Annotated in this window: 13 protein-coding genes, 1 tRNA gene and 1 riboswitch; of the genes, 5 read left to right on the top strand and 9 right to left on the bottom strand. The window is 66.7% G+C overall.

What is annotated here, in order from left to right; genetic code table 11:
• Positions 1 to 14: 14 nt before the first annotated feature.
• The 4 genes from NUV79_RS02715 to NUV79_RS02700 all read right to left on the bottom strand — a co-directional run bounded on the left by NUV79_RS02715 (position 15) and on the right by NUV79_RS02700 (position 5,725).
• On the bottom strand, positions 15 to 3,149 hold the full coding sequence (locus NUV79_RS02715) for an efflux RND transporter permease subunit (RefSeq protein ID WP_257731551.1): 3,135 nt from the start codon (positions 3,147 to 3,149) through the stop codon (positions 15 to 17).
• On the bottom strand, positions 3,146 to 4,339 hold the full coding sequence (locus NUV79_RS02710; RefSeq protein WP_257731550.1) for an efflux RND transporter periplasmic adaptor subunit: 1,194 nt from the start codon (positions 4,337 to 4,339) through the stop codon (positions 3,146 to 3,148). The genes NUV79_RS02715 and NUV79_RS02710 overlap by 4 nt, the downstream gene beginning before the upstream one ends.
• A gap of 15 nt (positions 4,340 to 4,354) precedes the next feature.
• Positions 4,355 to 4,825: a MarR family winged helix-turn-helix transcriptional regulator gene (locus tag NUV79_RS02705; protein WP_257731549.1), complete on the bottom strand. Its 471-nt coding sequence runs from the start codon at positions 4,823 to 4,825 to the stop codon at positions 4,355 to 4,357.
• 108 nt (positions 4,826 to 4,933) lie between these two features.
• Positions 4,934 to 5,725: an enoyl-CoA hydratase/isomerase family protein gene (locus NUV79_RS02700; protein ID WP_257731548.1), complete on the bottom strand. Its 792-nt coding sequence runs from the start codon at positions 5,723 to 5,725 to the stop codon at positions 4,934 to 4,936.
• A gap of 174 nt (positions 5,726 to 5,899) precedes the next feature.
• On the opposite strand from NUV79_RS02700, the gene NUV79_RS02695 reads away from it, so the two are divergent.
• The 3 genes from NUV79_RS02695 (at position 5,900) to NUV79_RS02685 (ending at position 9,038) form a co-directional block, all read left to right on the top strand.
• Positions 5,900 to 6,991: an NADH:flavin oxidoreductase/NADH oxidase gene (locus tag NUV79_RS02695; protein ID WP_257731547.1), complete on the top strand. Its 1,092-nt coding sequence runs from the start codon at positions 5,900 to 5,902 to the stop codon at positions 6,989 to 6,991.
• Positions 6,992 to 7,094: 103 nt separating this feature from the next.
• Positions 7,095 to 8,588 carry a carboxypeptidase M32 gene (locus NUV79_RS02690; protein WP_257731546.1) on the top strand — a complete coding sequence of 498 codons (1,494 nt, stop codon included), beginning with the start codon at positions 7,095 to 7,097 and terminating at the stop codon, positions 8,586 to 8,588.
• A gap of 135 nt (positions 8,589 to 8,723) precedes the next feature.
• Complete coding sequence (locus tag NUV79_RS02685) at positions 8,724 to 9,038, top strand: Rdx family protein (protein WP_257731545.1); 315 nt, start codon at positions 8,724 to 8,726, stop codon at positions 9,036 to 9,038.
• 31 nt (positions 9,039 to 9,069) lie between these two features.
• Here the strand turns inward: NUV79_RS02685 and NUV79_RS02680 are convergent, their stop codons facing one another.
• Genes NUV79_RS02680 through thiO form a run of 4 tightly spaced genes read right to left on the bottom strand, consistent with a single transcriptional unit; the run spans position 9,070 to position 11,623 of the window.
• Positions 9,070 to 9,678, bottom strand: coding sequence for a thiamine phosphate synthase (locus tag NUV79_RS02680; RefSeq protein ID WP_257731544.1), 609 nt, complete (start codon positions 9,676 to 9,678; stop codon positions 9,070 to 9,072).
• Positions 9,675 to 10,445: a thiazole synthase gene (locus NUV79_RS02675; protein WP_257731543.1), complete on the bottom strand. Its 771-nt coding sequence runs from the start codon at positions 10,443 to 10,445 to the stop codon at positions 9,675 to 9,677. The genes NUV79_RS02680 and NUV79_RS02675 overlap by 4 nt, the downstream gene beginning before the upstream one ends.
• A 1-nt stretch (position 10,446) precedes the next feature.
• Positions 10,447 to 10,644, bottom strand: coding sequence for a sulfur carrier protein ThiS (thiS, locus tag NUV79_RS02670; RefSeq protein ID WP_257731542.1), 198 nt, complete (start codon positions 10,642 to 10,644; stop codon positions 10,447 to 10,449).
• Positions 10,628 to 11,623 (bottom strand): glycine oxidase ThiO, encoded by a 996-nt coding sequence (gene thiO / locus NUV79_RS02665; protein WP_257731972.1) that lies wholly within the window; start codon positions 11,621 to 11,623, stop codon positions 10,628 to 10,630. The genes thiS and thiO overlap by 17 nt, the downstream gene beginning before the upstream one ends.
• Positions 11,624 to 11,702: 79 nt before the next feature.
• Positions 11,703 to 11,804, bottom strand: a riboswitch (TPP riboswitch).
• Between the two features lie 213 nt (positions 11,805 to 12,017).
• Between thiO and NUV79_RS02660 the strand changes: the two genes are divergently transcribed.
• Together NUV79_RS02660 and NUV79_RS02655 are read left to right on the top strand one after the other, a co-directional pair.
• A tRNA-Ser gene (locus NUV79_RS02660) sits at positions 12,018 to 12,108 on the top strand.
• A gap of 147 nt (positions 12,109 to 12,255) precedes the next feature.
• Complete coding sequence (locus NUV79_RS02655; protein WP_257731541.1) at positions 12,256 to 12,471, top strand: hypothetical protein; 216 nt, start codon at positions 12,256 to 12,258, stop codon at positions 12,469 to 12,471.
• Between the two features lie 166 nt (positions 12,472 to 12,637).
• Here the strand turns inward: NUV79_RS02655 and NUV79_RS02650 are convergent, their stop codons facing one another.
• Complete coding sequence (locus NUV79_RS02650; RefSeq protein ID WP_257731540.1) at positions 12,638 to 12,859, bottom strand: hypothetical protein; 222 nt, start codon at positions 12,857 to 12,859, stop codon at positions 12,638 to 12,640.
• Positions 12,860 to 13,164: the final 305 nt, after the last annotated feature.

Here is a 13,164-nt window from a genome sequence, read left to right as displayed (position 1 = left end):
CGGCAAGCGACACGCTATTCGGCTGGATGCGTGATCGGCGGCGGGGTGTGCTTCGTGCCGCGAAGAGAGCCCCCGAGCTTCACGAGCCCTTCCGAGAGCCTGTCCATGTAGAGGAACAGGACGGGCGTGATGAACAACGTCAGAACCTGCGAGATCATCAGGCCGCCGACCACCGCGATGCCGAGCGGCTGACGCAGTTCCGCGCTGGCGCCGGCGCCAAGCGCAATCGGCAGGGTGCCCATCAGCGCGGCCAGCGTCGTCATCAGGATCGGCCGGAAGCGCATCACGCAGGCCCGGTGGATCGCCTCCTGCGCCGACTTGCCCTCGCGCCTGAGCACCAGCGCCACGTCGATCATCATGATCGCGTTCTTCTTGACGATGCCGATCAGCATCAGAAGCCCGATGATGGCGATGACCGAGAGTTCGAGGTCGAAGAGCCTGAGCGCTCCCAGCGCGCCGACCGCCGCCGATGGCAGGCCGGTCAGGATGGTCAGCGGGTGGATGAAGCTCTCATAGAGGATGCCGAGCACGATGTAGATCGTCAGGATGGCACCGGCGATCAGCAGGCCCTGGTTCGCCAGGGAATCCTGGAAGGTCTTGGCCGTGCCCGCGAGCGTGGTCGAGATCGACCTGGGCAGGCCGAGCTCGTCCTTGATCGCCTCTATGCGGTTGACGCTGTCGCCGAGCGCGACGCCGGCCGGCAGGTTGTAGGAGATCGTCACCGCCGGAAGCTGGCCGAGCTGATTGACGGTGAGCTGGCCAGCCGTGCGCTCGATCCGGGCGATGGCGCCGAGCGGCACCAGCGTGCCGGACTTGGTGCGGATTCGGATCGCGTTCAGCCGCTCGGGCGTCCAGTGGTCGTTCGGGTTGAATTCGACCACGACATTGTAGCTGTCGCCGGCGGTATAGATCGTCGAGACCTGCCGGACGCCGAAACCGGAATAGAGCGTCGAACGCAGGATGTCGGAGCCGATGCCGAGCGCATTGGCCTTGTCGCGATCGACCACCACCGTCGCCTGCAGGGCGTTGTCCTGAAGGTCGGTCGTGACATCGACGAAGGCTGAGCGGTCGCGGCTCATCGCGTCGGCGAGGCGCACGGCCCAGCCGTTCATCTGCGCCTGGTCGAGCCCCTGCACGACGAGCTGATACTGGCTCTTCGAGGAGCGCGCGCCGATGCGCAGGTTCTGGATGGGGGTCATGTAGGTGCTGATGCCCGCCACCTGGGCGAGATCGCGCCTGAGCGAGGCCAGCACCGCCTGGATATGGGGCCGCTCGTCGAGCGGCTTCAGCTCGACGAAAAGACGGCCGGCATTGAGGGCGCTGCCACCGCCGCCATTGCCGCCAACGGTCGAGGCGACATGCGCGACATAGGGCGACTTGCGGAAGACCTGAGCCACCTCGGCCTGAAGCTTCTGCATCGCCTTGAAGGAGATGTCCTGCCGGGCCTCGGTCGAGACCTGGAGCTGGCCGATATCCTCCTGCGGGAAGAAGCCCTTCGGCGTGGTCTGGAGCAGCCAGACCGTGCCCGCCATGGTCAGGAAAAAGGCAAGCAGCATCAGCGGCTGGAAGCGCAGGCAGAACTTCAGGCCGGCGTCATAGCCGGCGAGCAGTTTGTCGAAGCCCTTTTCCAGCCAGCGTCCGAGCGCGTTCTCCTGATGATGCTCGGAATACCCAGAGAGCAGGCGCGAGCAGAGCATCGGCGTCAGCGTCAGCGAGACGAAAGCGGAGGCGAGGATCGAGACCGTCACCACCACCGCGAACTCGTTGAAGATCCGACCGATGACGCCGCCCATCAGCAGGACGGGGATGAAGACCGCGACCAGCGAGAGCGAGATCGAGATGATGGTGAAGCCGATCTCGCCCGCGCCCTTCAGTGCGGCGTCGTAGGCCGAGAGCCCGTCCTCCTCCATGTGCCGGACGATGTTCTCGAGCATGACGATGGCGTCGTCGACGACGAGGCCGACCGAGAGCGTGAGCCCCAGCAGCGAGATGTTGTCGATCGAGAAATTCAGCAGATACATCACCGCCAGCGTGGCAATGATCGAGATCGGCACCGCGACGGCCGGGATGAAGGTCGCGGCGATCCGGCGCAGAAAGACGAAGATCACCATGACGACCAGCGCGATGGTCAGCAGCAGCGTGAACTGCACGTCCTCGACCGCCTGGCGGATCGAGGTCGAGCGGTCGTTGAGCAGCGAGAGCGAGGCGGCCGCCGGCAACTGGTCCTCGAAGGCCGGGATCATCGCCTTGACGCGGTCGACCACCTCGACGGTGTTGGCGTCGGGCTGGCGCTGGACGGCGAGCACGATCGCGGGCGTGCCGTCATAGGTGCTGCGGGTCTGGGTGTTCTCGACGGAATCGATCACCTTGGCAACGTCGCCGAGCCGGACCGGCTTGCCCGAGCGCGTGGTGATGATGACATTGGCGAACTGGGCGGCGTCGGCGAGCTGCGTCTTCGCCTGGATGGTCAGCTGCTGGGCCGAGTTCTGGATCGTGCCGACCGGCGTATTCGCATTGGTCGCGGTGATCGCAGCTTGCAATTCGTCGAGGCCGATGCCGCGCGCGGCAAGCGCGGTCGGATCGATCTGGATGCGCACGGCGTATTTCTGGCTGCCCCAGATCAGCACCTGCGCGACGCCGTCCACGGTGGAAAGCGCCGGCGAGATCACCTGCTGGGCAAAGGCATCGAGCTGCGAGAGCGGCACCACGTCGCTCTTCAGCGCCATCAGGATGATCGGCGCATCGGCCGGATTCACCTTGCGGTAGCTCGGCTGGGTCGTCATCTCGATCGGCAATTGCCGCTGCGTGCGGGCGATCGCCGCCTGCACGTCGGCAGCGGCGGCGTCGATGTCGCGGTTCAGCACGAACTGGATCGCGATCGAGGTCGAGCCCTGGGAGTTCGTGGTCGAGATCGAGTCGATGCCGGCGATCGTGGCGAACTGCTTGATCAGCGGCGTCGCGACCGAGGTCGCCATCGTGTCGGGCGAGGCGCCCGGCAATTGCGCGGAGACGTTGACGACCGGGAATTCGGCGCGCGGGAGGGCCGCGACCGGCAGGAAGCGCCAGGCGAAGAGCCCCGCCAGCACCAGCGAGACCGACATCAGGATGGTCGCGACGGGATGACGAATGCAGAAGGAGGAGACGTTCATGAGCGTGCGCCCCCCGCGACCGGCGTCGCCTGCGCCGGCTTCTCGCCCGTGGCCGCGCGCTCGCGCACCTTGGAGCCCTGCTTCAGCCGCATCTGGCCGTCGGTAACGACGCGCTCGCCCGGCGCGATGCCCTCGGTGACGGCTGTGCGCTCGCCATCGCTGAGCGCGACCTTGATCTGCCGGAGATCGACCGTGGAATCCGGCTTCACGACGAAGACATAGGGGCCCTTCTGGCCGGTCTGCACCGCGACGGTCGGGATCACCGTGACGCCGCCAAGCGTCTCCGGGATGATCTCGACATCGACATATTGGCCGGGCCAGAGGCTGAGATCGTCATTGGCGAAGGCGGCCTTGGCGGTGATCGTGCCGGAGGTGATGTCGACGGTGGAATCGACGAAATTGAGCTTGCCCTCGGCCGCTGTGCGAGCGCCGTTCGGCACGCGGGCGGTCACCGGCACGGGCTTCGCGGCGGCGAGCGCGCCTTGCAAGACCGGCAATTCGCTCTCCGGCATGGCGAAGGAGACACGCAGCGGCTTCATCTGGGTGATGGTCAAAAGGCCGGTGCCGACGCTGTTGGCGCTGGCATTGACGAGATTGCCCGGCGTGACCTGCACGGTACCGATGCGCCCGTCGATCGGCGCCGTGATGCGGGTGTAGCTCAACTTCAGCCGGTCGGCGTCGAGCGTCGCGTGATCGGCCTGGATCGAGGCGGCGGAGCTGCGCTCATCGGCCGTCGCCTGGTCGACCTGCGCCTGCGTGCCGGCATTGCGGGCAAAAAGCTGCCTGTAGCGGTCGAGATCGGCGAGGTTGCGGGTATGGGTCGCCTCGTCACGGGCCAGCATCGCCTCGTCCTTGGCGATCTGGGCCTTGATGTCGCGATCGTCGAGCGTGAAGAGCAGGTCGCCGGCCTTGACGAACTGCCCGTCGGTGACGTGCTGGGCCATGATCTGGCTGTCGATGCGCGAGCGCACGAGCACGCTCGCCGGCGTCTCGACGAAGCCGATCGCATGCTTGCGCACCGGGAAATCGGCGTGAACCGCGGCGGCGGAAATCACCGTGACCGGAGCGCCGTCGCGCCGCCCGCCGCGGGCCGTATGCGCGGCCTCAGGGCTGCGCGAATGCCAATACCAGGCCCCGCCGGCAGCAAGTCCGATGGCAACAACGCCGATGATCAATCCTGAACGCTTCATATTCTGTCCACTAGCTCAGGCTGCGTTACCGGCAGAGGCCGGCGCCTTGTCTTCAGACCGGGTGCGGATCTGCTCGCGGATCATGGAGAGCGTGCCGAGAGCGGACTGGATCGCGTCCTCCTCGGCCTCGCCGAGAATCTCGTCGGCGATCTCGGTCCGGACGGCGTCGAGCTCGTCGACCAGCGCCCGCCCCTCCGGCGTGAGGAAGAGGCGATAGGCACGCCGGTCGGCCGGGTCTTCGCGGCGCTCGATCAGGCTCTGGCTCTGCAAGCGGTCAAGCAGGCGGGCGAGCGAGATCGGTTGGAGGTCCATCTGTTCGGCAAGCGAGGCCTGGTTCAGCCCCTCCTGCCGCCTGAGACGGGACATCACCCCCCACTGCGCCCGCGTCGTGCCGTGCTGGCGCGCGCGCTGTTCGACATAGGTCCGGAGCAGCCGCGAGGTTTCAACCAGCTGGAAAACCAGTTCCCGCCGCAAGGGTCGCTTCATTCGCAGGCCTCCCAATCGTAAGCCTGCTTATCATATGTTCGATTACGGCATTTTCAGGAGCGGATTGTGCGGCGCACGCAAAGGTGAAGAGGCGCCGTAGCCGTGCCCTCACCGGCCGGTGAAGACCGCCGACCGCTTCTCGAGGAAGGCCGTCACGCCCTCGCGGAAATCGGCGGTCGCCGTCGTCTCGCGGAAAGCCTCGCGCTCGGCGTCGAGGTGATCGGCGAGACCGGCATCGGGAGCCTCCGTCAGCAAAGTGCGGATACGGCCATAGGCGCCGGTCGGCCCCGCCGCGAGCTTGCGGGCCATTGCCAGGGCCTCGCCGCGAGCCTGAGCGGCAGGCACGACGCGGTTGACGAGGCCGATCTTGAGCGCCTCCTCGGCCCCGAAGGTTTCAGCCAGCAGCGCGATCTCGCGCGCCTTGCGCTGGCCGACGAGGCGAGCCAGTCGGTAGGTGCCGCCGAGATCGGGCGTCGCGCCGATTCGGGCATAGGCCATGGTGAAGCGGGCATCGTCGGCAGCAACGGCGAGATCGCAAGCGAGAGCGAGGCTGAAGCCGCCCCCCGCGATGGCGCCCTGCAGGCAGGCGACCGAGGGCTGCGGCAAGGCGTCGAGCAGGCGCAGCGCCTCGTGGAGCGGCGCCATGATCGCCCCGATGCCGGCCGCGATGTCGTCGTTGGCGAGGAATTGCGAGACGTCGCCGCCGGCGCAGAAGGCCCGGCCATTGCCTTGCAGCAGGATGGCGCGGACGTCGCTGCTGGCAGCTATCGCTTTGACCTGCGCGAGGAAGAGTTCGGCCATCGGCGCGTCGATGGCGTTCAGCACCGCCGGCCGGTTGAGCGTCAGGATGGCGACGCCGCCGTCACGGGTGAGCTGAACCGAATCGGAAGCGTCGGGCATGGCGGTCTCCGGGAAGCGCGGGCTGTCATCCCCGAGGCTAGCATCGGGATCGCCGGCATCGCGAGGTGCATCTACACGCATCGGGCATCGCGTTTGCGCGAGGGCCACTGGCCTTGGCCACGGGGCGGCTTCTAGACTGCGCGGGAAACCTGCCCCTTCCGAGACTTGTCCCCCATGAGCCAGCTCTTCAGCCCCTATCAGCTTGGCGGCCTTACGCTTGCCAACCGTATCGTCATCGCTCCGATGTGCCAGTATTCGGCGCAGGATGGCTGCGCCAGCGACTGGCACACCATCCATCTCGGCCATCTCGCCTTGTCCGGCGCCGGCCTCCTGATCATCGAGGCGACGGCCGTCGAGCCGGATGGCCGGATCAGCCCGTTCGATCTCGGGCTCTGGTCGGACGAGACCGAGGCCGCGCTCGGCAAGGCTCTCGATTCAGCCCAGCGCTGGTCGGACATGCCGATCGCGATCCAGCTCGCCCATGCCGGCCGCAAGGCCTCCGTCGCCCAACCCTGGAAGGGCGGCGGCCAACTCGGGCTCGATCAGGGCGGCTGGACGGTCGAGGGCCCCTCGGAGCTCGGCTTCGAAAACTATCCGCGACCGCCGCGCGCGCTCACACGCGACGATATCGGCCGATTGATCGAGGCCTTCGCGGATTCGGCCCGCCGGGCCGTGCGGCTCGGCTTCGCCGCGATCGAGCTTCATGGCGCGCATGGCTATCTGATGCACCAGTTCCTCTCGCCATTCTCGAACAAGCGCGAGGACGAATATGGCGGCTCGCTTGAGAACCGCATGCGCTTCCCGCTCGCGGTGCTCGATGCGGTGCGGGCCGTGGTGCCGGCGGGCTACCCGGTCGGTTTCCGCATCTCCGGCACTGACTGGGTCGAGGGTGGCTGGGATATCGAGCAGAGCATCGCCTTCTCCGCGGCAGCCAAGGCGCGCGGCGCCGACTTCATCGACATGTCCGGCGGCGGGCTCTCGGCACAGCAGAAGATCCCGCTCGGCCCGAGCTATCAGGTGCCGCTGGCGCGCGCCGTGAAGCAGGCCACGGGCATCACCACCATGGCCGTCGGCCTGATTACCGAGGCTGAACAGGCCGAGGCGATCATCGGCACGGGCGAGGCCGACCTCGTCGCACTGGCGCGCGGCATTCTCTACAATCCGCGCTGGCCCTGGCACGCGGCGGCGCAGCTCGGCGCCACCGTCAGGGCACCGAACCAGTATCTGCGCTCGCAGCCGCGGCAGTATTCCAAGCTGTTCGCCTGAACCGTACCACCATCGTCGTTCCAGCCCGGCGCTGCTGACGCGGCTTGTCCGGCACGACGAAAACACTTCAATTGCGCCGCCCACTCGCACACCAGAGAGCTGCATGACCGCCTATTCCGACCTCTCCGCCCATTTCGGCCGCATCGCCGCGCTGTCGAACGCCATCGGCATCCTGCAGTGGGACAACGACGTGATGATGCCGAAGGGCGCGGCCGAGACGCGGGCCGAGAGCATGGCGCTGCTGCGCGTCATGCGCCACGGCCTCTCGACCGATGCCCGTATCGGTGACTGGCTCGAAAACGCTGAGAACGACGGCAGCCTCGGCGCCTGGGAAAAGGCGAACCTGCGCGAAACCCGGCGCGTCTGGACAGTCGATACCGCCCTGCCCTCGGAGCTGGTGGAAGCGTCGAGCAAGGCGATCTCTGCCTGCGAGATGCGCTGGCGCCAGGCGCGGGCCGATGCCGACTTCGCCGGGCTCCTGCCCTATCTCACCGAAGTCCTGAACCTGCAGCGCCAGATCGGCCGGGCCCAGGGCGAGAAGCTCGGCCTCTCCCCCTATGACGCGCTGCTCAACGATTACGAGCCCGATGGCCGCTCGGCCAACATCGACGCGCTGTTCGACGATCTCGCCGCTTTCCTGCCCGGCTTCACGCAAGAGGCGCTTGCCGTGCAGGCGCGCCGCCCGGCCCCGATCGCGCTGGGAGGCCCCTTCGCGACCGAGACGCAGCGCGCGCTCGGCCTCAAGCTCATGACGGCGCTGGGTTATGATTTCGAGCGCGGCCGGCTCGACATCTCGACCCATCCGTTCTGCGGCGGCGCCGACAACGATGTCCGCATCACCACGCGCTATGACGAGGCCGATTTCACCAAGGCATTGATGGGCGTGCTGCACGAGAGTGGCCACGCGCTCTACGAGCAGGGCCGCCCTCAAGCGTATCTCAGCCAGCCTGTCGGCGCTGCGCGCGGCATGAGCCTGCATGAGAGCCAGTCGCTCCTGATGGAGATGCAGGCCTGCCGCTCGCGCCAGTTCCTCGCCTATGCGGCGCCGCTGATGCGGGAGAGCTTCGGCGGCACGGGACCGGCCTGGGAAAGCGAGGCGATGTGGCATCGCTATACCCGCGTCGAGCCCGGCTTCATCCGCGTCGATGCCGACGAGGTCACCTATCCCGCCCATGTCATCCTGCGCTACCGGCTGGAAAAGGCGCTGATCGCCGACGAGATGCCGCTCGCCGAATTGCCGGCCGCCTGGAGTGCCGGGATGAAGTCCCTGCTCGGTGTCACCGTGCCGAATGACCGGCTCGGCTGCCTGCAGGACATCCATTGGCCGTCCGGCGGCTGGGGCTATTTCCCGACCTATACACTGGGCGCCATGACCGCGGCCCAGATCTTCGACGCCGCCTGCAAGGCCGAGGCCTCGATCCTGCCCGGCATCGGCAAGGGCGATTTCAGCCCGCTGGTCAGCTGGCTGCGCGCCCATATCCACGGCAAGGGCTCTCTGCTCTCGACCGACGACCTGCTGACGGAAGCGACCGGACGGCCGCTCGACGCCTCCGTGTTCAAGGCGCATCTGCGCCGGCGCTATATCGACGAGGTTTGAGCTCTCTTCATTTTATTTATTTGAAACAAAAACTTAAGCCATAACCGATCGCCGATCGGCCATGCAGCTTTCGGACTTGCATCAGGGCGCCCGAAGCGGGATGTCGGAGACGACCTTCCGCTTCGGTGACCGACCATGACCCAGTCCAAGCCCGCCCCCCGCATCGCCATCACCTATTGCTCCATGTGCAACTGGATGTTGCGCTCGGCCTGGCTCGGGCAGGAACTTCTCTCGACCTTCGGGCAGGATCTCGGCGAGGTCGCGCTGATCCCGCGCACCGGCGGCATCTTCCAGATTCATTACGATCGCGAGCTGATCTGGGACCGCAAGGCCGATGGCGGCTTCCCGGATTCGAAGGTGCTGAAGCAGCGCGTGCGCGACCGGCTCGATCCCGAACGCAGCCTCGGCCATGTCGACGGCCACACGATGTCGGCCGAGGCGGAGAGCTGAGTGCCCTCGCCCTGCCCGAGAATAGGTCCTCTCAGGCCGCGTGCTTCCGCGTCGCCGCGATCCAGGCCTTCAGCCGGCCCTCGGGATCGGCGTTCAGGGTGATGTCGGTTACCGCCGCGACGATATCGGCGCCGGCCTCGAACACGCCCGGCGCCCGCTCCAGCGAGATACCGCCGATGCCGACCAGCGGCAGGTCGCCGATGCGGCGCTTCCATTCGCCCAGCCGCTCCAGCCCCTGCGGGCCGAAGCGCATCTGCTTCAGGATCGTCGGGTAGACCGGGCCGAGCGCGACATAGTCCGGCTTCGCCGCCAGAGCCCGCTCCAGCTCGGGCTCGTCATGGCTGCTGATGCCGAGCTTCAGTCCCGCCTTGCGGATCGCATCGAGATCGGCGTCGTCGAGATCCTCCTGGCCGAGATGGATGAAGTCGCAGCCCTCGGCGATGGCGAGCTTCCAGTAGTCGTTGACGACGAGCACGCAGCCGGCCGCAGCGCAGAGCGTCTTCGCCCGGGCGATCTCGCGCGCGACTTCGGTCTCCGGGCGGTCCTTGACGCGCAACTGCACCAGCTTGACGCCGAGCGGCAGCATCCGCTCCAGCCAATCGGCGCTGTCGAAGATGGGATAGAACGGATCGAGCTTCATGCGAGAAATGCCTTGCCCATGACAGGGGTGGAGGGAGCGGCCATATCGCGCGCCTCGATCGGCTGCGCGGCGAAGGCCATGCGGCCGGCGCGGATGGCGAGCGCGAAGGCCTCCGCCATCGCGGCGGGGTCGCCGGCCTTGGCAACGGCGGTGTTGAGCAGGATACCGTCATAGCCCAGTTCCATCGCCTGCGCGGCATGGGAGGGCAGCCCGATGCCGGCATCGACGACGAGCGGAATGTCGGGGAAGTGCTGGCGCATGCTGCGCAGGCCATAGGGGTTGTTGAGCCCCCTGCCCGATCCGATCGGCGCGCCCCAGGGCATGAGCACCTCGCAGCCGGCATCGAGCAGCCGCCCGCCGACGACGAGATCCTCGGTGGTGTAGGGAAAGACCTTGAAGCCGTCGTCAGAGAGGATGCGGGCTGCCTCGACCAGCGCGATCACGTCCGGCTGGAGCGTATCGTCCTCGCCGATCACCTCGAGCTTGATCCAGTCGGTGCCGAAGACCTCGCGCGCCATCTGCGCGGTGGTGACCGCCTCCTTGACGGTATGGCAGCCTGCGGTGTTGGGCAGAACCTTGACGCCGAGTTCGCGGATCAGCGCCCAGAAGGCCTGGCCGGCGCCGCCCGACGATTCCCGCCGCAGGGAGACGGTGACGACCTCGGCGCCGGAGCGCCTCACCGCCTCGGCCAGGATCGCGGGCGACGGATACTGCGCCGTGCCGAGGAAGAGCGGGTTCCGCGGCTCGAAGCCGTAGAAGGATGCCATCTCAGCCTCCCTGCATCGGCGCGACGATTTCGATGCGATCGCCTTCGCTAAGCGACGTTTCCGCACGCTTGCGGGCCGGCACGAAATCGCCGTTCACGGCGGTCGCGACGATGCGGCCGCCATAGCCCAGCTCGGCCAGCGCCTCGGCCAGCGTCTTCGCGGCAACGGTTTGGGGCGCGCCGTTAAGCAGCAAGGTCATGCAGCATCTCCGGTGTGGATTGCGGGTTCAGCGCGGCCTCGGCCGCCATCCGCGCCATGGCGGGGCTGAGCAGGAAGCCGTGGCGATAGAGCCCGTTGACATGGATCACGCGGCCGCGGCGCGTCAGCCGCGGCAGGTTGTCGGGAAAGGCCGGGCGGGCATCGGTGCCGATCTCGACCACTTCCGCCTCGGCGAAGGCCGGATGCAGCGCATAGGCCGCGCCGAGCAGTTCCAGCATGGCGCGGGCCGAGATGCGGCGGCGTTCGCCGCTCTCGATCATCGTCGCACCGACCATGAACAGCCCGTCGGCCCGCGGCACGATATAGAGCGGGATGCGCGGATGCAGCAGCCGCACCGGCCGCGACAGGCTGATATCGCCGCTCCGCAGCAGCAGCATCTCGCCCTTGACGCCGCGCAGATCAGGCAGGGCATCGCTCGCCGCCAGCCCCCGGCAGTCGAGCACGACATCGGCGTCGAGATCGGCCGGCTCCACGGCGCTGTTGACATGGATGGCCGCCCCATTCGAGACGAGGCGATCCGCCAAAGCCACGATCGCCGTGCGCGGATCGAGATGAGCTTCCTCGGCAAAGAACAACCCGCGCGCGAAACGCCCGGCGAGATCAGGCTCCAGCCCTGCGATGGCCTCGCCGTCGAGCTCCTCGAAATGGCTGGTGCGCTGGCCGAAGCGACGCAATTCCGAGCGGTCCCGACTGGGCGCGACGACGAGCGTGCCATTGCGGGTAACGCTGCAGGCATGGCGCTCCCACCAGTCGGCGGCCTGCTGGCCAAGCCGGACTACCGGTTCCTCTGCGCTCTCGCCCTCGCACCAAGGCGCCAGCATGCCGCCGGCATACCAGGAACAGGCCTCGGCACCGACGCGCGGGCCGCGCTCATGGATGGTGACGCGCACGCCCCGCGCCAGCAATTCTGTCGCGCAGGCCAAACCGACGACGCCGGCGCCGGCCACCTCGGCATTCAGGCGTGACTGAGGGCGTTCTGCCGCCATGCGCTTCCCTGCTTCCGGGAAAGGCAGCGGCCTGAGGCGCGAGCACGATATCTGCGAGCCGAAGACCGTTCCCTTCGCCGGCATTACCCGGATCAGGTACGATGGGTTGGCGCAAAACACGCCTCTCAGCCTTTCGGCACCCCAACGGACGGGTTCAATCTAGTGGCTGCCGGGCAGAGGGGCAAGGCAAGCCGGCGCACAGCTCCTTTGCGGAAGATGCCGCCCTCGCATGAAGGAAACCGGTTGCGCCCTCCCTTCACACGTGAGGGATCGCTCTTGCAGATCACGCGCATGCACAGACAGTGAGAAGGAAGTTGCCGACGAGGCTTGTCAAACGCCTCGGCAATCGGGCATAGAGCCTCTCGCCGGAGACGTGGCCGAGAGGCTGAAGGCACTCGTTTGCTAAATGAGCATACCCCACAAGGGTATCGAGGGTTCGAATCCCTCCGTCTCCGCCACTCTTTTTTGCTGTTATTTTTCAGTCACTTAGATTGGAAGTTGTAAGCGATTGTGTAGCAAAAGTGTGAGCGCTTTTGTGTAGCGCTGCGCCGGCTTGCGCCCTCTCCCAGCATCCCTAAAATCATGCGGACACATAGGGGGAAGGTGTGCCGTTCTCATCGCTGACTGATTCTCGCGATCTGGCGCTTGCTCAGGCCGCATTGGAAGCGGTGTGGGCCGAGATCAAGCCGGACGTGCCGCCGCTCAATGTGGAGCGCGAGCGAACCCGCCTCGCCTACATCATCGCTGGCCTCGCCCATGCGGCGCTCGATCAAGAGAACTTGAAGCGCGCGGCATTGGAGCGCTATCGCGAGCAACCCTAGACGTTGCTTCTAGCGTCGGCGGATGTAGGTGGCTTTCCAGCCGTCCGTTTTTGGCAGGCCGTTCTGACCTCTCGGTGAAAGGTGCGCTCGCGCTGCCGGACGCATGATCGCCCATACGACAAAGGCGCCGACAATCGTTCCCGCGATGAACTCCATGGCGCTCTGCCTACTGTCTGAAGCTGGTCGGCGTCTTTGCAATCGCGGCGGCGGCGCTCGCCTCTCCCAACTGCTTGGCTAGTTCGGCGGCAGCCTTCGGACCAAGGGCAATTGCGATCCGCGAGGCCGGGCCTGATCGGACTGCCAACTCAAGCTTGACCACAACCTCATTCGGTCCTTGTCCGACTTGGAATCCAAGCACTCTATGAGCAGCAAGAGTGTCGTCAGCCATGGTGTCCCTCATTTTTTATGAAGACATAATTGCGGGTGCCGGCAGCCGTCTAGAGGACTCAAATCAAAAGCCCGCCGATCTGCATCGGCGGGCTTTATGTCGTAAATCGCCCTGGGCTTTAGGCGGTGTGCTACGTCGCCGCCCGAACACTGAGGCGAGGCTTAGGAAGCTCGACGCCCATCAACTCCAAGCGCTCCACGATAGCGTCGGCCAGCGCGAGCACGTCGAGGTCCGCGTCGTCCGGCGCGATTGTCAAATCGCATTGAAGCGCAGCCCCCTTATCGCGTTGAAGGCTAGCCCCCCTT

The organism is Allobosea sp. 47.2.35 (genome assembly GCF_024655635.1).
Taxonomy (GTDB): Bacteria; Pseudomonadota; Alphaproteobacteria; order Rhizobiales; family Beijerinckiaceae; genus Allobosea.
Note: the sequence above shows the minus strand (reverse complement) of the source record. Positions and strands in the feature narration are given on the sequence as shown.

Excerpts from the sequence above, each read along its gene's own strand:
- NUV79_RS02715 (WP_257731551.1), bottom strand. The coding sequence starts at position 3,149 with ATGAACGTCTCCTCCTTCTGCATTCGTCATCCCGTCGCGACCATCCTG.
- NUV79_RS02710 (WP_257731550.1), bottom strand. The coding sequence starts at position 4,339 with ATGAAGCGTTCAGGATTGATCATCGGCGTTGTTGCCATCGGACTTGCT.
- NUV79_RS02705 (WP_257731549.1), bottom strand. The coding sequence starts at position 4,825 with ATGAAGCGACCCTTGCGGCGGGAACTGGTTTTCCAGCTGGTTGAAACC.
- NUV79_RS02700 (WP_257731548.1), bottom strand. The coding sequence starts at position 5,725 with ATGCCCGACGCTTCCGATTCGGTTCAGCTCACCCGTGACGGCGGCGTC.
- NUV79_RS02695 (WP_257731547.1), top strand. The coding sequence starts at position 5,900 with ATGAGCCAGCTCTTCAGCCCCTATCAGCTTGGCGGCCTTACGCTTGCC.
- NUV79_RS02690 (WP_257731546.1), top strand. The coding sequence starts at position 7,095 with ATGACCGCCTATTCCGACCTCTCCGCCCATTTCGGCCGCATCGCCGCG.
- NUV79_RS02685 (WP_257731545.1), top strand. The coding sequence starts at position 8,724 with ATGACCCAGTCCAAGCCCGCCCCCCGCATCGCCATCACCTATTGCTCC.
- NUV79_RS02680 (WP_257731544.1), bottom strand. The coding sequence starts at position 9,678 with ATGAAGCTCGATCCGTTCTATCCCATCTTCGACAGCGCCGATTGGCTG.
- NUV79_RS02675 (WP_257731543.1), bottom strand. The coding sequence starts at position 10,445 with ATGGCATCCTTCTACGGCTTCGAGCCGCGGAACCCGCTCTTCCTCGGC.
- thiS (WP_257731542.1), bottom strand. The coding sequence starts at position 10,644 with ATGACCTTGCTGCTTAACGGCGCGCCCCAAACCGTTGCCGCGAAGACG.
- NUV79_RS02650 (WP_257731540.1), bottom strand. The coding sequence starts at position 12,859 with ATGGCTGACGACACTCTTGCTGCTCATAGAGTGCTTGGATTCCAAGTC.